Here is a 17078-nt window from a genome sequence, read left to right on the forward strand (position 1 = left end):
GGGCTTCAGCCCCCTAGGGCCTGCGCGAAGGTTTCGAGCTGTGTGATGCAGGTGTTCCAGCCGTCGAAGAAGCCGAGCTCCTCGTGCCGGTCGCGCGTGGCCTGGTCGGGGTGCATCACCTGGGCGATGTAGCGGGTGCCTTCGCCTTCATCGGCCAGGGTGATGATGGCCGTGAAGGGCATCCAGGGCGTGCCGGGGCGCCAGCCGCCGACGAGCATGGAGCTGATGACGATGCGCTCCTGCGGCACGATCTCCAGGAAGCAGCCGGGGTTGTCGCTGGTGCCGCCGTCGGGGCCCTGCATGAAGGTGTGGAAGGCGCCGCCGGGGCGCAGGTCGAAAGCCTTGACCTCGGTGGTCCAGGGCTGAGGGCACCACCATTCCTTCAGCAGGTTCGGGTCGGTCCAGGCTCGCCAAAGCGCTGCGCGCGGCGCGCGCACGAGGCGGGAGATGACGAGATCCTGCGAGCTTTCAGCGCTGGCGGGGCGGTCGTTGGGCATGGGGGGATTCCTCCTGGTGGAGCCGTTCGGCGAATGCGGCCATGCGGTCGGAGCGGGTCTCCCACACGGCGCGCTGTTCGGCCAACCAGCGCTCGGCCCGGGTCAGGGCCTTGGGCACGAGGGCGCAGGTGCGCACCCGCCCGGCCTTGGCCGTGCGCACGAGACCGCTTCGTTCGAGCACCGACAGATGCTTCATGAACGAAGGCAGCGCCATCTCGAAAGGCGCGGCCAGCGCCGACACCGACGACGGCCCGCGGCCGAGTGCACCGACGATGGCGCGCCGGGTCGGGTCGGCCAGGGCGTTGAAGACCTCGGAGAGAGCGGCCTGTTGGTTAGCCATATGGCTAAGTGTATGCCCTCCTCCGCGAGGCATCAATAGACCCACACCTTCACATCCGGCCAGCCCATCAGGCGGAAGACGTAGTAGTCGACGGCGGCTTCGGCCGGGTCGTCGGCGAAGACCACGAGCCGGGCCTGGCGCGGCACGCCGGCCTTGTCGATCTTCGCCCACAGTTCGGACGCGGGCCGCGGCCGGCCGGCGCTGTCCAGCAGATCGGCGTAGGGCAGCGCCACCGTGCGTCCTTCGGGACGGCGAGACGGTGTGCCGCGGCCGGCGGCCACGTACACCGTGGGGTATTCGCCCGGCGTGGCTCGGGGGTCGCTCAGCACCAGGTCATCTCGCGGGTGAGGCGTGTAGCGGGCCGCAGGCACGGCGAAGTCCTTCGGGCCCGAAGGTGGGCCGACGCGCGTGGGCTCCTTGGCCAGTTCGCCTCCTCGCAGCGCCCATTCGTCCACCGAGTCCATCAGGACGGAGACCCTCGCGTGCCCGGCCTGCTCGAGTGCCAGGAAGGCCAGCGCCGCGCCGGGCGTGAGCCCGTTGTCGGACACCAGCACCACCTCGTGCGCCGGATTGACGCCGGCCGGGCCGAGCGCGGCGGCCAGGGCCTGCGGCTGCGAAAGGTGGCTGCGGAAGACGCTGGCGTCGATGTTGAGTGCGAAGGGCACGTGGCCCGCCGCATACTGCGCTGCAGGTCGCACATCGACGAGGTTGAGCTTGGACACGCCGTAGGCACGCAGCATCGGTGCGTTCCAGCCGACCAGCCACGCCGTGTCGCGCTGCAGCTGCGGCGCGTCGTAGGTCCAGAAGGGCAGGCCGCGGTCGTCGCGCAGCCATTCGAGCTGCGACTCGACGTAGAGCTTGGCGCGCTCATGGCCGCCGATGAAGCGCAGCGCGAACCACGGCACGCTGGCAGCGATGCCGCCGCCACAGTGGCTGTGCACCATCTCGTCGGGCTGGATGCCGAGGTAGCGGGCCATGCGCTGCACCTCGCCGGCCGGCTTGAAAGTCTTGTCGGCGTTGAAGAACTCGTCGCTGGGCATCAGCAGGGCGTTGGGCACGTGGCCGCCGCGCCAGAAGAACTTCTTCGCGCCGTAGTGGTAGTCGGCGTCGAGCGCGTCCACCACGGCCTGGCCGGAGCGGGCATCCGAAGCCGCCATGAACTCCGGCAGGCGCGAGCGCACCTCCTCGCGGACCTGGGTGACGCGGAAGATTCCGGCCGCGGGCGGCGGCGTGGCCTCCTGCGTCACCGCGCCGCCCTCGGCACGCCAGCGCGCCAATCCGCCGTCGAGCACGTACAGGTCGCGTTCCGGCACGCCGTGGTAGTAGAGGTCGTAGAACACGCGGGTGGCCATCGAGTCGCCGCCCTTGTCGTAGACGACGATAGTGCGGCCGGGACTCACGCCCCAGGACTGCAGGCGCTGCTCCATGGCGGCCGGCGTGGGCACGTCGGGGCCGTAGCGGTACAGGTCGACGCTGACAGCGCCAGCGATGTGGCCGGCGCGATGCTGCGGCGTCATCGAGGCATCGAGCAGCAGCACCTCGTCTCGGTGCGCCTGCAGCCAGGCCGGATCGACCAGGCGGCCACGCGGCGCCGGCTCGGCCAAAGCCGGCAAGCTCACCAGCGAGGCGAGCAGGATCAGCAGGCGCGACCAGGCGCGCAAGGGGGAGGCAATGGCCAGCATGAGGGGCTCCTGCGGCGGCCGGGATGGCCGATGCGACGCACTGTGTGCGCCGCAAGGGCCCCGTCGCCACCCTGGCGCGACGAGCCACGGCCCGCGGGCCGCGAGCCACGCTGCCGCGGGACGAAGCGCGGCTCAGCCCCGGCTCAGCATTGGATCAGCGCCGTCACCTCGCGCACCTTGCCTTCCTCGACGCGCGCCTTGGCCAAGCCGGGCGTGCAGCCTTGGCCGCCGGCCACGATCTGGTACCGGCCCACCGGCAGGCCGCCGGTGTCGAAGTCGCCGGACGGATCCGTCTGGCCGCTGCCGTTCTGCGGCCCTAGCCAGCTCACGCTCGCGCCGGAGTAGCCGGTGTGGACGCGGATGCCGCCCTGGCCGATGGCGGGGGCATCGAGCAGCACGGGCTGCCAGCTGGAGTCGATGTATTGCAGGCCGACGGCCCAGCGGTTGCCGCTCGCGTCGGCATCGATCGAGTTCAGGCTGGAGGCCAATTGCACCGGCGTCACTTCGCGCTCGGCGCCTTCGGGCCTCAGGCGCAGCACGCGGCCCTCGAAGGTGCTGGCCCAGGCCTTCTGGCCGACCGCCGTCACGCCGGTGAGCCAGGTGGCCAGGCCGGCGGCTTCCACGGATGTCCAGTCGCGCGCGCCGCTGTCATCGCTCCAGTAGGCGGTGTAGCCGCTGAAGAAGATCCACTCACCGACCTCGCGCGCGACCGTGCCGACGACCCACAGGCGCCCCGCGCCGTGCGCCAGCCCGGACAGCTGCAAGCCACCTTGCGGCGGTGGCACGGGAAGACGAGGAAGGATGTGCCATCCGCGCCCTTCGACGAAGCGCATCACGCGCGTCGTTCCCGCGGCCCACACGCCCTGGGCGTCGTGCACCACGGACGTCAGTTCGCCTATGTCCGGAGATTCTTGCGGCAACCATTCCGTGCCGTTCCATCGCAGCACCAGCGAGCTGCCGGGGACGCCGCCGCTGCTGCCCACCGCCCAGGCCTCGGTGACGGAGACGCTCGTGACCGCGTTCAGCCGATCACCGAGGTCGGGCGGCGAGGGGTTGGGCGTGGGCACGCGGATCCAGCCTTGGCCATCCCAGTGGTAGGCCAGGGTCCGCGCAGCCAGCGAGCCAATGTCATCGACGTGGCCGACGGCCCAGACATCGTGGGCGGCCAGCGCCGACACGCCGGCCAGGCGCGCCGACTGCGACTCGAAGTGCTTGCCCAGCGCCACCGGCGTCTGCAACCAGGCGCCGCCGCTCCAGTGCTGGGCATACGGCCGCGTGAGCACGGCGGTCGGTGGTTCGCCGGGGTTGTACGCGCCCACGGCCCAGACATCGTCCGGCGCGACGACCGCCACGCCGAACATCTGGGCGAGGGTTCCGGCCGGGGCCTCTGGGTGGTGCCCCAGGCGGCTTCGGCATGGACGACCGTGGGTGACGATGCGGCCAGGCCGATCAGACCGGCGGCCACCCAGCAACGCAAGACTTCGCGCATGGTCCCGTCCTTTTCCGCAGGTGCGGTGGTGCTTCGGACCCCGAAGCGATCAAGGCGAGCAAGCCGCGTGCCGGAAGGCGGCTCAGCTCCCGATCAGCCGCTTCAGCCAGGCCATGAAGCGGGCGATCGGGCCGTCGGGCTCGCGCCGCGCCTCGACCGGGGGCGAAACCGGCGCCGGCGCGGGCGCGTACTTCAGGACCAACGCGGCATTGAAGTTGGCGAAGAAGTCGGTCGCCATCTTCTGGGCCGCCATGTCGACCAGGCGCGAGCCGATCTGCGCGATCTTGCCGCCGACGCTGGCCTGCGCGGTGTAGTGCAGCACCGTCTCGCCGGGGCCGTTGGGCTCCAGGCGGACGCTGGCCTGGCCCTTGCCGTGGCCCGCCTGGCCGCCCTGGCCTTCGAAGTAGAGGATGTAGCTGGTGGGTGGCTGCAAGTCTTCGAGCCGAAGCTTGCCCTTGAAGCGGGCCTTGACCGGCCCCACCGTGGCCATGATGACGACGTCGAAGTGGTTGGGCTCCGCGCCCGGCACGATGGACTCGCAACCCGGAATCGCGGCCATCAGCATGGTCGTGTCGTTCAGGGCCTCCCAGGCCTGGTCCTGCGAGACGGGAAGGGCTTGCTGGCTGGTCAGTTCCATGGCGGGGTCCGGGCGGCAGAGGAAGAATGGGTGGACAGCAGGGTGGCCAGCTGTTCGAGGCTCGCCAGATTGTGGGCCGGCAGGAATTGATCCACATGCGGCCGCAGGGCCCGGATGCCGGCCGCCTTGGCCTCGAAGCCGGCGTAGCGCAGCAGCGGGTTGAGCCAGACGAGCCGGCGGCAGCTCTTGCCCAGGCGCTCGGCCTCGAAGCCGAGCTGGGCGACGTCGCCGCGCTCCAGGCCGTCGGTGACCAGCAGCACGGTGGCGCGGCCGCCGCCGAGCACCCGCCGCGCCCACTGGCGGTTGAACACGTGCAGGCTTTCGCCAATGCGCGTGCCGCCGGACCAGTCCTGCACCTGGCGGGCGACGGTGGCGATCGCGGCGTCCGGATCGCGCTGGCGCAGGGCGCGGGTGATGGGCGTGAGGCGGGTGCCGAAGACGAAGCTCTCGACCCGCAGCCCGCCCTGCTGCGAAAGCGCATGGGCGAAGTGCAGGAGCATGCGCGAGTAGCGGCTCATCGAGCCCGAGATGTCGGCCAGCACGACCAGCGGCGGCGGCTGCCGGCGCGGGCGCCGCCAGCGGACCAGGTCGGCCGCGTCACCGCCGCGGCGCGCCATGGCGGCCAGGCTGGCGCGCCAGTCGACGCGGCCCGGCCGATTGGAGCGGGCCTGGCGGCGGGTGGGCAGCGGCTTGATGAAGGTGGCCAGGCGGGCCACGAGGCGCTGCGCTGCGCGCCATTCTTCGGCGCTCATGGTCTCGAAGTCGCGATGGCGCAGCAGCTCGCGCTCGCTGGCGCTGAAGCTGGCGTGGATCTCCGTCTGGGTGGGGGGCGGTTCGGCGGCCGGCGGCGCCGCGCCGGGCGGAAAGAGGGCATCGGCGAGGCGTCGGTTCTCCTGCACCGGGGAGGTGGCGCCGCTGTCGCGCGCCTTCACGCGCGGCAGCAGCATGGCGAGCATGCGGCCGAGCAGGTCGGGGTCGCGCCAGAAGAGCTCGAAGGCGTGGTCGAACAGTTCGCGTTGCTCGGCGCGCGAGACGAAGCAGGCGGAGAGGGCGGCCTTGAAATCGCGCCGGGTCTGCAGCGGGCCGGCGCCGAGCGCCTGCAGCGCGAGCTGGACGCGATCGGTGCCCACCGGCACGCCGGCTTCGCGCAGGACGCGGGCGAAATGCATGACGTTGTCGGCGAGGTGATTCATGCGGGCACCCCGGGGCCTGAGACGGTCCCCGCCCAGCGTGAATGAGCCCTCGCGGGCGGCCGGGCGGGGCTCATCCCGTCCTGGCAGCCTGCTCCACCTCGGCCAGCAAGCGTGCCGCCTCGCCGCCTTGCATGCGGGCGATGTCGTCCTGGTACTTCAGCAGCACGCCGAGGGTGTGCTGCACGGTCTTCGGATCCAGCACGACCGCATCCAGCGCCATCAGGGCGCGCGTCCACTCGATGGTCTCGGCGACGCCGGGCAGCTTGTACAGGTCCAGCGCCCTCAGCCTCTGCACGAAGGCGACGATGGCCGCCGACAGCGCCTCGGGGGCGCCGGGCACGCGCCGCGCGAGGATGGCGCGCTCGCGGGCCGCATCCGGAAAGCCGACCCAGTGATAAAGGCAGCGCCGCTTGACCGCATCGTGGATCTCCCGGGTGCGGTTGGAGGTGATGACCACGATCGGCGGCTCGGGCGCACGCACGGTGCCCAGCTCGGGGATGGTGATCTGGAAGTCCGACAGCACTTCGAGCAGGAAGGCCTCGAAGGGCTCGTCGGCCCGGTCCAGCTCGTCGATCAGCAGCACCGGCGGGACGAGGTTGGTGCTGGCAATGGCCTGCAACAGCGGACGCTGGATGAGGAAGCGCTCGCCGAAAAGCTGCTGGTCCAGCCGGCCATCGGCGGCAGTTCCTTCGGCCTCGGCGATGCGGATCGCCATCATCTGGCGGGCGTAGTTCCACTCGTAGGCGGCGCCAGCCAGGTCCAGCCCCTCGTAGCACTGCAGGCGGATGAGTCGGCGCCCAAGCATTGCGGCGAGGGTCTTGGCGATCTCGGTCTTGCCGGTGCCCGGCTCGCCCTCGAGGAAGAGCGGGCGCTGCAGCTTGAGTGCGAGGAAGACGGTGGTCGCGAGCTCTCGATCGGCCACGTAGTCGTGGGCGAGGAGCTGCTGGGCGGTGGTGTCGATGGAGTCGGGCAGGGACGTACTCATGCTTGTTGACGTTCGCGGATTCGCGGCTTCCACCACTCTCCGTTTGCCCTGAACTTGTCGAAGGGCCTTGGCCCGCCGAAGGGTCCGAGCCTGTCGAAGGGTCGCGTGGTGCCAGGGGGCTTCGACAGGCTCAGCCCGAACGGATCCCCACCCCGTTCGCCCTGAGCCTGTCGAAGGGCCGTGCAGCGCCAAGAGGCTTCGACAAGCTCAGCCCGAACGGAGGGGAGCGGTTCGGGCATGACGGATCTGTGCCGAGTCCCCAAGGACCTGTGGCGCTTGGTACGAACCACCACCACCCATTCACCCTGAGCTTGTCGAAGCGCCATCACCACCAGTCCTATCCCCGGGCTTCGACAGGCTCGGCCCGAACGACTTCCTGTCCCGTTCGCCCTGAGCCTGTCGAAGGGCCATCACCACCAGTCCTATCCCCGGGCTTCGACAGGCTCGGCCCGAACGGCTTCCTGTCCCGTTCGCCCTGAGCCTGTCGAAGAGCCATCACCACCAGTCCTATCCCCGGGCTTCGACAGGCTCGGCCCGAACGACTTCCTGTCCCGTTCACCCTGAGCTTGTCGAAGCGCCATCACCACCAGTCCTATCCCCGGGCTTCGACAGGCTCGGCCCGAACGACTTCCTGTCCCGTTCGCCCTGAGCCTGTCGAAGGGCCATCCGGTGCCAAAAGGCTTCGACAAGCTCAGCCCGAACGGATGTGTGGTGCTCAGCCCGAACGGAACTGCGGTGCTCAACGCGAACGGAACTGCGGTGCTCAACCCGAACGGAAGGGCGGTGCTCATTCCGAACGGAAGCGCGGTGCTCGGCCAGTACGGATGTGTGGCGCTTCAAGAAGCAGCCACCGCCCGCCCCGCCAGCACCGGCACCAGCGCAGCCCTGTATTCCGCGGAGCCGTGCAGGTCGCTGTTCATGTCGTTCGGCGACACGAACACCCCGTTGCACGCCGCGGCATCCCAGTTCGCCTGCAGCTTGGCTTCGAGCGTCGTGACGCGGAAGGCGCAGGCCTTTGCTCCGGTGACCGCCACCCGCACCCCTGCCGGCCCCTTGCTGACGAAGACTCCCACGATGCAAAAGCGCGAGGCCGGCTGCTTGAACTTCTGCCAGCCCGCCCGTTCCGGCACCGGGAACTTCACCGCGGTGATGATTTCCCCGTCCTTCAGGGCCGTCTCGTAAAGCCCCTTGAAGAAGTCGTCGGCCGCGATGCTGCGCTGGTTGGTCTGGATGGTGGCGCCGAGCCCCAGCGCGGCCGCGGGATAGTCGGCCGCCGGGTCGTTGTTGGCCAGGCTGCCGCCGATGGTGCCTCTGTTGCGCACCTGGCGGTCGCCGATTTCCTCGGCCAGGGCGGCCAGGGCGGGGATGGCCTTCTGCACCTCCTTGGATGCGGCGACCTCGGCATGGGTCGTCATCGCGCCAATGGTCACCGTGCCGCCGGCCACCGCGATGCCGCGCAGCTCGGGGATGGCGCCCAGGTCGACCAGCGACTCGGGCGCCGAGAGCCCGAGCTTCATTGCGGCGAGCAGCGATTGCCCGCCCGCGAGAAACTTGGCGCCGCCCGCCGCGCCGGCCCGGGCCGCATCGGCCACCGAGGCGGGGTTCTGATAAGCAAAGCCTTGCATGGTCGCTTCCCTTTCAGCGGTTGTGCTTCATCGACTGCCAGACCTGGAACGGCGTGGCCGGCATGGGCACGTCCTTCACGCCTATCGCATGGCAGATCGCGTTGATCAGCGCCGGTGGCGAGCCGATGGCTCCGGCCTCCCCGCAGCCCTTCACGCCGAGCGGGTTGTGGGTGCAGGGCGTGCCCTTGACCGTCTCCACCGTGAAGGTGGGCAGGTCGTCGGCGCGCGGCATGGCGTAGTCCATGTAGCTGCCGGTGAGCAGCTGGCCCGAGTCCTTGTCGTAGATCCCGTGCTCCAGCATGGCCTGGCCAATGCCCTGTGCCAGCCCGCCGTGCACCTGGCCCTCGACGATCATCGGGTTGACCACGTTGCCGAAGTCGTCGCAGGCGGTGAAGCGGTCGATGCGCGTCACGCCGGTGGCCGGGTCCACCTCCACCTCGCAGATGTAGGTGCCGGCGGGGTAGGTGAAGTTGCTCGGGTCGTAAAAGGCGTTCTCGTTCAGGCCCGGCTCGAGCTTGTCGTGCGGGAAGTTGTGCGGCACGTAAGCCGTGAGCGCCACCTGGGCGAAGGGGATGGCCTTGTCGGTGCCGGCCACCTTGAACTGGCCGCCTTCGAACTCGATGTCGGTGTCGGCCGCCTCCAGCAGGTGGGCGGCGATCTTGCGGCCCTTGGCGATCACCTTGTCGACCGCCTTGACGATGGCGGTGCCGCCCACCGCCAGCGAGCGGGAGCCGTAGGTGCCCATGCCGAACAGCACCTTGCCGGTGTCGCCGTGCTCTATGGTCACGTCGTCCAGCGGGATGCCCAGCTTGTCGGCCACCACCTGGGCGAAGGTCGTCTCGTGGCCCTGGCCGTGGCTGTGGCTGCCGGTGAAGATGGTCACCTTGCCGGTGGGATGCACCCGGACCTCACCCGCCTCGAACAGGCCCGCGCGGGCGCCGAGCGCACCGGCCACGCTGGAGGGCGCGATGCCGCAGGCCTCGATGTAGGCCGAGTAGCCGATGCCACGCTTGAAGCCCATCGCTTCACTGGCCTGGCGGCGCGCCTCGAAACCCTTCACGTCGGCCAGCTGCTGCGCGCGGCTCATCGTCGCCTCGTAGTCGCCGGTGTCGTAGGTCAGGCCGACCGGGGTGGCGTAGGGGAACTCGTGGATGAAGTTGCGCCGGCGGATCTCGGCCGGGTCGAGCTTGAGCTCGCGCGCCGCTGTCTCGACGATGCGCTCGAGCACGTAGGTCGCCTCGGGCCGGCCGGCGCCGCGGTAGGCGTCCACCGGCGCGGTGTTGGTGAACACGGCGCTGACGGTGGCGCTGATCTTGGGCGTGGCGTACTGGCCGGCCAGCAGCGTCGCGTACAGGATGGTCGGCACGCTGGTGGAGAAGGTGGACAGGTACGCGCCGAGGTTGGCGGTGGTGTCCACCTTCAGCGCGAGGAACTTGCCATCCTTGTCCAGCCCGAGCTGGGCGGTGGTGACGTGGTCGCGGCCGTGGGCGTCGGAGAGGAAGGCCTCGCTGCGATCGGCCGTCCACTTGATCGGCCGGCCCAGGCGCTTGCTGGCCCAGACGATTGCGGTCTCTTCGCCGTAGAGGAAGATCTTGGAGCCGAAGCCGCCACCGACGTCCGGCGCGACGACGCGCATCTTGTGCTCGGGGATGCCCAGCACGAAGGCGCACATCAGCAGGCGCTCGACGTGCGGATTCTGATTGGCCACGTAGAGCGTGTAGCTGTCGCCGGCCCGGTCGTAGCTGGCATTGGCCGCGCGCGGCTCGATGGCATTGGGGATGAGCCGGTTGTTGCGGAAGCTCAGGGTGGTGACGTGGGGCGCGCTCTTCAGGGCCGCCTCCACGCCGGCTGCGTCGCCGATCTGCCACTGGTAGCAGCGGTTGTCGGGCGCCTCGTCGTGCACGGCGGCGCTGGCGTTCAACGCCTCGGCCGGGTCGACCACCGGTGGCAGCTCGTGGTACTCGACGTCGATGAGGGCTGCGGCGGCCTTCGCCTGCTCCAGCGTTTCGGCGACCACCAAGGCCACGCGGTCGCCCACGTAGCGCACCTTGCCGTCGGCCAGGATGGGGTGCTTGGGCTCCTTCATCGGCGAGCCGTCGATGGAGTTGATCAGCCAGCCGCAGGGCAGGCCGCCGATCTCCTTGAACTGCTCGCCGGTGAACACGCCCAGCACGCCGGGCGCGGCCTGGGCGGCCGAGGTGTCTATGGGGCCCAGCCTGGCATGTGCATAGGGTGAGCGGAGGAAGTACGCGTAGGTCTGGCCGGGCAGGACGATGTCGTCGGTGTAGCGGCCGGTGCCGGTCAGGAAGCGGGCGTCCTCGCGGCGCTTGACGCTCTGGCCGATGAAACCTTGGGGTGCGTTCATGGAGGGCTCCTGGTCACTTCATGGCCTCGGCGCCCTGACGGACGGCCTTGACGATGTTCTGGTAGCCGGTGCAGCGGCAGAAATTGCCGTCCAGGCCCTCGCGGATGGCCTGGTCGCTGGTGCAGTCGTGGTGCTTCACCAGGTCCACCGCGCTCATCACCATGCCGGGGGTGCAGAAGCCGCATTGCAGGCCGTGGCAGTCGTTGAAGGCGGTCTGCATCGGGTGCAGCGTGCCGTCTTCGGCGGCCAGGCCCTCGATGGTGGTCAGCTCGTGGCCGGCGGCCTGCACGGCCAGCATGTTGCAGCTCTTCACCGCGCGACCGTCGAGGTGGACGGTGCAGGCGCCGCACTGGGCGGTGTCGCAGCCGACGTGGGTGCCGGTGAGCTGCAGCGTCTCGCGGATGAACTGCACCAGCAGGGTCGAAGGCTCGACGTCGCGCGAGACCTCGCGCCCGTTCACCTTCAGCGTCAACATGGTCATGGAGGTCTCCTTGCGTGGGTCGATGGGGGTCCGCCGGCGGCGCTGGCGACCGGGGCGCTGCATCGAGGGTGGACTGCATCTTTGGGCAGCCGGATGCACGCCGCTCGCGGCCCTGGACACGTCCACTGTCCTGCAAGGGTCGGGGGGTGGCATCGGGGTTCACCCGCAGCCGGTGCGAGGCTGTTCCGGATCGGAACAGGCGGCCCCCTGCACAACCCGTTACCCTCGTCGCCATGGATAACGTGGACTTGAACATTCTTCGCCAGGTGGTCGCCTGGCGCGCCGCCGGCCACCGCGTGGTGATGGGTACCGTCACCCGTACCTGGGGCTCGGCCCCGCGGCCGGTGGGCTCGGTGGTGGCGGTGCGTGACGACGGTGCCATTGCCGGCTCCGTGTCGGGCGGCTGCATAGAGGACGACCTGATCGAGCGAACGAAAGCGCATGCCCTGGCGGCGACTGCGCCCCAGGTCGTCAGATATGGGGTCTCGGGCGACGAGGCGGCGCGCTTCGGCCTGCCCTGCGGCGGCACGCTGGAGCTGGTGCTGGAGCCGCTGGCCGAGCACAGCCAGGTCGAGGCGCTGCTCGGCCTGCTGCAGTCCGGAGCCCAGGTGCGGCGCCGGCTGGACCTGGCCACCGGCGCGGCGGTGCTGAGCGAGCCCGAGGGCGCGGACGTGGTGGTGCTGGACGAGCACGCCCTCGTCACCACGCACGGGCCGCACTGGCGGCTGATGATCGTCGGGGCCGGCCAGATGACCCACTACCTGGCCACGATGGCCCAGGCGCTGGACTACCAGGTCACGGTCTGCGACCCGCGCGAGGAGTACCTGCCCGCCGAGCCGCTGCCCGGCGTGAAGTACGTGCGCGACATGCCCGACGACGCCGTGGTCGCGCTGAAGCCCGATGCCCACACCGCCGTCATCGCCCTCACGCACGACCCCAAGCTCGACGACCTGGCGCTGATGGAGGCGCTGAACTCGCCGGCCTTCTACGTCGGCGCCATCGGCTCACGCATCAACCAGGCCCGCCGCAAGGACCGCCTGGCCGAGCACTTCGGCCTGAGCGAGGCCACGCTCGCCCGGCTGCACGGCCCGGTGGGCATCAAGAACGGGGCCCGCACGCCGCCGGAAATCGCGGTGAGCATCCTGGCGGAACTGACGGCGGTGCGCTATGGATGGCGCATCCCGGAGCCGGTGTTCACGGGCAGCAGTGATACGCATCCGCAGGCGGGGTGCGTGGTGTGAGGGGAGGGCTCTTCAGGGGCGCTCGATCGACGCCAGGAAGTCGCCTATGGCGCGCCCGGCGGCGGTCGGGTTGGCTTGCAAGAGGAAGTGCGGTCCATCGATCGACACGACCCGGGTCGACGGGAGTGTCTCGGAGATCAGCTTCGTGGCCGAAAGAGGAACCACGCGATCCTGCGAAGCCCTGAGGTAGAGCACGGGTACGCAGGCACTGGCGAGCGCCGCGGTCGCATCGACCGAAAGCACGGCCCTGAGCCGGCAACGAATCGCGCGTACCGACACTGAAGCCAGAGTGGACGCGATTGCGCAGCGCCAAGCCGCAGACGACATTCGACCGAGCAGGAGCCAGCCCAGCAAGCGGCTCGGCGCCGCACGGATGGGCAAGAAGGGAATCATCCAGCGGAATCCGGCCAGCGACGGAATCGGATTGCGCGCGAAAGTGGCACAAAGGACGAGACCGCGCAGGCCTGCCGGTGGCGATGCGGCGATCGCCATCGCAAGAGGGCCGGAGAACGACTCGGCCAGCAGGACGAATGGTTCTTCTGGAGGCAGCGCCTGACGAACCCACTGTTCCAGTTTGTCGTAGCCCATCGGCTCCTCGGCAGGGTATGCAACGACCTGTGTGGGATGGCCGGGCGCAAGCTCCTGGACCAGGGGCGAAAAAAGTCTTCCGGTGCCGTCGAGGCCGGGCAGCAGGACGATCTTCAAGAGGCTGTGCCGACTGTGGGGGTCATGCGATCTCCAGCTCGGGGCGAAGCGCTCGCGACTCGCGGTCGTGCAGTTCGATGACCTTCCCGATGTCGTCATGAACGACGCCGGAGCCCAGCGACTCGAGGAAGCGGCAGGCTGCAAAACCAGAGGCCGCCTGTTCATACCGGGCGATCCATTCGCGGCGCACAGGCATCCGCTCGGGAGCTACGGGCCATACCCCGGGGCGAGGGCGCATGTGAGCGGGGATGCCGATGCGCCAGGGCTTGGCCGTGAGCCGGGCGCGGAAGCAGTGCTGGTTCAGGCACATGCGGACGTAGACGGGGTCCGCTCCGACCGCGGAGAAGAACTCTTGAACCTCGGTATCCGAAGGATCAAAGGGGCGGTGCGAGGCCAGCAGACGGAAGCCGCTTGGCGTCTTGTAGATCCGCAGGTTCCATTCAGGGTGCTGCGCCAGGAATTCCGAGAACCTCGACCGGGCGATCTGCTCAGGGTCCCCTCTTGTTGCTCTGGAAATCCGAAGCACGGTCGAAGCGACTCGCGAAGCGGCCAGCGCGCAAAGCACGACCAGGCCCAGGACCATGCCCCAGCTTCGCGATTGCCAGGCGAGCAGTCCGGCAAGGAGACACGAGATCCCGAAGATGCGCCATGCCAGCCGCCCGTCTTCGGGATGTGAGAGATCCACATCCGCGAAGAGCGCGCGCGGCGTGTTCAGGCAGTGGGCGCCGTAGGAGTTGCGCGTGATGACCTCATCGCCGTGGCGATGGAGGACCTCTTCCCGGATCGGCACTCCGAAGGCGCCGTTGTAGGGTCGCTTGGGTTCGCGTCGGTTCAGGCGTTCGCCCGAGAGGATTCTTGCCAGCGCCTCTTCGGCCCGGGATTCCGCCATCGCGAGCGCATCGGATGCGCTGGTGGTCGACCAGCCGAAGCGTCGAACGGTGATCTGCCTTCTTCCCTCGCGATGCTGTTTCCGGGCTTCTGCCCAGTGGTCCGGAACGATCATCAAGGGACGGCGTCGCCGGACGGGCGGGACAGGCGATAGATGAAGTCTTCCGTGATCTCGCCATGCAGTTCCGCGCCTTCGCGTCGGAGCCGTTCGAACCCGCACTTCTCCAGCACCCGCACGGACGCCAGGTTGCGCGTGTCCACCGAGGCGAGCACCGGGACGCCCGGGTAGCGGGCCTGCAGTTCGTCGAGGAGCCAGCGCAGGCCATCCGTTCCCACGCCACGTCCCCACCAGGCTGGGACGATCTTGTAGCCCACCCAAAGCTCGCCGCTGGCGAATCGAGTGGCTTGCAAGGTGCCGATGCAGGCGTTGGCCGATCGCTCCCGGATCACCCAGTTGAGCCACACCTCGCCGCTGCCGGCCGGGGCGCCGGCGTGGAACTCACGGAAGGCGGCCTGGAGCCGTTCCAGCGAGCGTGGCGGCTTCTCTGGGATGAAGGGGTACAGGCGTGGATCCAGCAGCGCGTCGTGCAGCGCGACGGCGTGGTGTTCCTGCAGGGTTTCGAACAGCAGGGGCGTCGGGATACCGGGCATGGGTCGATTCTCGTTCGTCCGGGGTCCACCGGCCGCCCGCGCATGGGCTTCGACAGGCTCAGCCCGAACGGAGAGGAGCGCAGGGCCTCCCACCATCCGTCCGCCCTGAGCTTGTCGAAGGGTGCGCATGCACGAGGCTTCGACAGGCTCAGCCAGAACGGATCAGTGGTGCCCAGGCCGAGCCCCCACCCCGTTCACCCTGAGCCTGTCGAAGGGCCGCCTGCACGAGGCTTCGACGGGTTCAGCCCGAACGGAGAGGAGTGCAGGGCCCTCCCACCATCCGTTCACCCTGAGCTTGTCGAAGGCTGCGCCTGCACGAGGCTTCGACGGGCTCAGCCCGAACGGAGAGGAGTGCAGGGCCCTCCCACCATCCGTTCACCCTGAGCTTGTCGAAGGCTGCGCATGCGCGAGGCTTCGACGGGCTCAGCTCGAACGGAGAGGAGTGCAGGGCCCTCCCACCATCCGTTCACCCTGAGCTTGTCGAAGGCTGCGCCTGCACGAGGCTTCGACGGGTTCAGCCCGAACGGAGAGGAGTGCAGGGCCCTCCCACCATCCGTTCACCCTGAGCTTGTCGAAGGGCCCGTGTTCGCGAGGCTTCGACAACTCAGCGCGAACGGCGTGGAGCCTCAAGCAATCGGCAACTCCGTCGTCGAGAACACCTGCTTGAGGACCACGAAGGTGCGGATCTGGCGCACGCCCGGCAGGTAGAGAAGCTCCGCCGCATGCAAGCGGTTGAACGACTCGTTGTCCTGCGTGCGGACGACGACGAAGTAGTCGAACTCGCCGGTCACCACCAGGCATTCCAGGCAGCCCGGCACCTTGTGGACGGCTTTCTCGAAATCGGCAAAGGATTCGGGTGTCGACCGATCCAGCACCACGCCGATGACGACCAGCATGCCCAGGCCCAATTGCGCCGGGTCCAGCAGGGCGACGGTGCGGCGCACGAGGCCGGAGGCCTTGAGGCGCTCGGTGCGGCGCAGGCAAGCGGCGGGGCTGAGGTGGACCTTGGCCGCCAGCGCGACGTTGGACAGCGACGCATCGCGCTGCAGCGAACGCAGGATCGCGCGGTCCACGCGATCGAGCTGATTCACCTCTTCTGGAGTCTCCGTCTTGCGCAGAGAGTTTGTTGTGCGTTTGGTCGCCATCGTGCAATTCCAGGCCGGTATTCGTCGAATGGACCATGCAACAGGGCAGCAATGACCGAAAACATTGCAAGCACATTGCGTGGCGATGTTCCTAGGATAGCGGCACCAGATCACTACAGAGAACCGAGTCACCACCATGAACCTCGCCAAATTCGAGCGCCACCCCCTCACGTTCGGCCCCACGCCCATCCAGCACCTCCAGCGGCTCAGCGCCCATCTCGGCGGCAAGGTCGAGCTGTATGCCAAGCGCGAGGACTGCAACAGCGGCCTGGCGTTCGGCGGCAACAAGACGCGCAAGCTGGAGTACCTCATCCCCGAGGCGATCAAGGGCGGCTACGACACGCTGGTGTCCATCGGCGGCATCCAGTCCAACCAGACGCGCCAGGTGGCCGCGGTCGCGGCGCACCTGGGCATGAAGTGCGTGCTGGTGCAGGAGAACTGGGTCAACTACTCCGACGCCGTCTACGACCGCGTGGGCAACATCGAGATGTCGCGGATCATGGGCGCCGACGTGCGCCTGGACGCCGCCGGCTTCGACATCGGCATCCGCCCCAGCTGGGAGCAGGCGATGGAGGATGTGCGCCGCGGCGGCGGCAAGCCTTTCCCGATCCCCGCCGGCTGCTCGGAGCATCCACTCGGCGGCCTGGGCTTCGTCGGCTTCGCCGAGGAGGTGAGGGCGCAGGAGAAGGAACTCGGCTTCAAGTTCGACTACATCGTCGTGTGCTCGGTCACCGGCAGCACACAGGCCGGCATGGTGGTGGGCTTTGCAGCCGATGGCCGGGCCGACCGGGTGATCGGCATCGACGCCTCGGCCAAGCCGAAGCAGACGCGGGCGCAGATCCTGCGCATTGCGCGCCACACGGCCGAGCTGGTGGAACTGGGCCGCCCCATCACCGAGCAGGACGTCGTGCTCGACGAGCGCTACGGCGGCCCCGAGTACGGCCTGCCCAACGAAGGCACGCTGGAGGCCATCCGCCTGTGCGCGCGCCAGGAGGCCATGCTCACCGACCCGGTCTACGAGGGCAAGTCGGCCCACGGCATGATCGACATGGTGCGCCGCGGCGAATTCCCCGAAGGCTCGCGCGTGCTGTACGCGCACCTCGGCGGCGTGCCGGCGCTGAACGCCTACAGCTTCCTCTTCCGTAACGGCTGAA

General features: G+C 69.2%; 16 protein-coding genes. 2 read left to right on the forward strand and 14 right to left on the reverse strand.

The features are described from left to right. Positions 1-5: 5 nt before the first annotated feature. From ACS5PM_RS06350 to ACS5PM_RS06395, 10 genes are all read right to left on the reverse strand, one after another. Positions 6-497 (reverse strand): SRPBCC family protein, encoded by a 492-nt coding sequence (locus tag ACS5PM_RS06350; protein WP_439386656.1) that lies wholly within the window; start codon positions 495-497, stop codon positions 6-8. Further along, complete coding sequence (locus tag ACS5PM_RS06355) at positions 469-837, reverse strand: ArsR/SmtB family transcription factor (RefSeq protein WP_439386658.1); 369 nt, start codon at positions 835-837, stop codon at positions 469-471. Before ACS5PM_RS06355 ends, ACS5PM_RS06350 begins: the two co-directional genes overlap by 29 nt. Positions 838-869: 32 nt before the next feature. Next, positions 870-2519, reverse strand: a complete 1650-nt coding sequence (locus ACS5PM_RS06360) for a rhodanese-like domain-containing protein (RefSeq protein ID WP_439386661.1) — start codon at positions 2517-2519, stop codon at positions 870-872. 143 nt (positions 2520-2662) lie between these two features. Further along, a complete protein-coding gene (locus ACS5PM_RS06365; RefSeq protein WP_439386663.1) occupies positions 2663-3880 on the reverse strand; it encodes a hypothetical protein in 1218 nt (405 codons plus the stop codon). A gap of 210 nt (positions 3881-4090) precedes the next feature. Then, the gene (locus ACS5PM_RS06370) at positions 4091-4645 is read right to left on the reverse strand and encodes an SRPBCC family protein (protein WP_439386665.1); all 555 of its coding nucleotides are present in this window, start codon (positions 4643-4645) and stop codon (positions 4091-4093) included. After that, entirely contained in the window at positions 4636-5838 is a 1203-nt protein-coding gene (locus ACS5PM_RS06375) for a vWA domain-containing protein (protein WP_439386667.1), read from the reverse strand. The genes ACS5PM_RS06370 and ACS5PM_RS06375 overlap by 10 nt, the downstream gene beginning before the upstream one ends. A gap of 70 nt (positions 5839-5908) precedes the next feature. Then, positions 5909-6823 (reverse strand): AAA family ATPase, encoded by a 915-nt coding sequence (locus tag ACS5PM_RS06380; protein ID WP_439386669.1) that lies wholly within the window; start codon positions 6821-6823, stop codon positions 5909-5911. Between the two features lie 836 nt (positions 6824-7659). Then, entirely contained in the window at positions 7660-8448 is a 789-nt protein-coding gene (locus ACS5PM_RS06385) for an FAD binding domain-containing protein (protein ID WP_439386671.1), read from the reverse strand. Positions 8449-8461: 13 nt separating this feature from the next. Further along, on the reverse strand, positions 8462-10813 hold the full coding sequence (locus ACS5PM_RS06390; protein WP_439386673.1) for a xanthine dehydrogenase family protein molybdopterin-binding subunit: 2352 nt from the start codon (positions 10811-10813) through the stop codon (positions 8462-8464). 13 nt (positions 10814-10826) lie between these two features. Continuing rightward, a complete protein-coding gene (locus ACS5PM_RS06395) occupies positions 10827-11288 on the reverse strand; it encodes a (2Fe-2S)-binding protein (protein ID WP_439386851.1) in 462 nt (153 codons plus the stop codon). Between the two features lie 248 nt (positions 11289-11536). Between ACS5PM_RS06395 and ACS5PM_RS06400 the strand changes: the two genes are divergently transcribed. After that, positions 11537-12535 carry an XdhC family protein gene (locus ACS5PM_RS06400; RefSeq protein WP_439386675.1) on the forward strand — a complete coding sequence of 333 codons (999 nt, stop codon included), beginning with the start codon at positions 11537-11539 and terminating at the stop codon, positions 12533-12535. A gap of 12 nt (positions 12536-12547) precedes the next feature. Here ACS5PM_RS06400 and ACS5PM_RS06405 read toward each other — a convergent pair whose 3' ends face one another. The 4 genes from ACS5PM_RS06405 to ACS5PM_RS06420 all read right to left on the reverse strand — a co-directional run bounded on the left by ACS5PM_RS06405 (position 12548) and on the right by ACS5PM_RS06420 (position 15924). Next, positions 12548-13240, reverse strand: coding sequence for an alpha/beta fold hydrolase (locus ACS5PM_RS06405; RefSeq protein ID WP_439386677.1), 693 nt, complete (start codon positions 13238-13240; stop codon positions 12548-12550). 22 nt (positions 13241-13262) lie between these two features. Continuing rightward, on the reverse strand, positions 13263-14243 hold the full coding sequence (locus ACS5PM_RS06410; protein WP_439386679.1) for a hypothetical protein: 981 nt from the start codon (positions 14241-14243) through the stop codon (positions 13263-13265). Then, the gene (locus ACS5PM_RS06415) at positions 14243-14779 is read right to left on the reverse strand and encodes a GNAT family N-acetyltransferase (RefSeq protein ID WP_439386681.1); all 537 of its coding nucleotides are present in this window, start codon (positions 14777-14779) and stop codon (positions 14243-14245) included. Before ACS5PM_RS06415 ends, ACS5PM_RS06410 begins: the two co-directional genes overlap by 1 nt. A 626-nt stretch (positions 14780-15405) precedes the next feature. Further along, positions 15406-15924, reverse strand: a complete 519-nt coding sequence (locus tag ACS5PM_RS06420; RefSeq protein ID WP_439386683.1) for an Lrp/AsnC family transcriptional regulator — start codon at positions 15922-15924, stop codon at positions 15406-15408. A 136-nt stretch (positions 15925-16060) separates the two neighbouring features. On the opposite strand from ACS5PM_RS06420, the gene ACS5PM_RS06425 reads away from it, so the two are divergent. After that, entirely contained in the window at positions 16061-17077 is a 1017-nt protein-coding gene (locus tag ACS5PM_RS06425; RefSeq protein WP_439386685.1) for a 1-aminocyclopropane-1-carboxylate deaminase, read from the forward strand. The last annotated feature ends 1 nt before the right edge of the window (position 17078 follow it).

Source organism: Ideonella flava, from assembly GCF_051857595.1.
In the GTDB taxonomy this organism is placed as follows: domain Bacteria; phylum Pseudomonadota; class Gammaproteobacteria; order Burkholderiales; family Burkholderiaceae_C; genus Ideonella.

Coding starts and splice junctions, on each gene's coding strand:
- ACS5PM_RS06350 (WP_439386656.1), bottom strand. CDS start 497: ATGCCCAACGACCGCCCCGCCAGCGCTGAAAGCTCGCAGGATCTCGTC.
- ACS5PM_RS06355 (WP_439386658.1), bottom strand. CDS start 837: ATGGCTAACCAACAGGCCGCTCTCTCCGAGGTCTTCAACGCCCTGGCC.
- ACS5PM_RS06360 (WP_439386661.1), bottom strand. CDS start 2,519: ATGCTGGCCATTGCCTCCCCCTTGCGCGCCTGGTCGCGCCTGCTGATC.
- ACS5PM_RS06365 (WP_439386663.1), bottom strand. CDS start 3,880: ATGTTCGGCGTGGCGGTCGTCGCGCCGGACGATGTCTGGGCCGTGGGC.
- ACS5PM_RS06370 (WP_439386665.1), bottom strand. CDS start 4,645: ATGGAACTGACCAGCCAGCAAGCCCTTCCCGTCTCGCAGGACCAGGCC.
- ACS5PM_RS06375 (WP_439386667.1), bottom strand. CDS start 5,838: ATGAATCACCTCGCCGACAACGTCATGCATTTCGCCCGCGTCCTGCGC.
- ACS5PM_RS06380 (WP_439386669.1), bottom strand. CDS start 6,823: ATGAGTACGTCCCTGCCCGACTCCATCGACACCACCGCCCAGCAGCTC.
- ACS5PM_RS06385 (WP_439386671.1), bottom strand. CDS start 8,448: ATGCAAGGCTTTGCTTATCAGAACCCCGCCTCGGTGGCCGATGCGGCC.
- ACS5PM_RS06390 (WP_439386673.1), bottom strand. CDS start 10,813: ATGAACGCACCCCAAGGTTTCATCGGCCAGAGCGTCAAGCGCCGCGAG.
- ACS5PM_RS06395 (WP_439386851.1), bottom strand. CDS start 11,288: ATGTTGACGCTGAAGGTGAACGGGCGCGAGGTCTCGCGCGACGTCGAG.
- ACS5PM_RS06410 (WP_439386679.1), bottom strand. CDS start 14,243: ATGATCGTTCCGGACCACTGGGCAGAAGCCCGGAAACAGCATCGCGAG.
- ACS5PM_RS06415 (WP_439386681.1), bottom strand. CDS start 14,779: ATGCCCGGTATCCCGACGCCCCTGCTGTTCGAAACCCTGCAGGAACAC.
- ACS5PM_RS06420 (WP_439386683.1), bottom strand. CDS start 15,924: ATGGCGACCAAACGCACAACAAACTCTCTGCGCAAGACGGAGACTCCA.
- ACS5PM_RS06425 (WP_439386685.1), top strand. CDS start 16,061: ATGAACCTCGCCAAATTCGAGCGCCACCCCCTCACGTTCGGCCCCACG.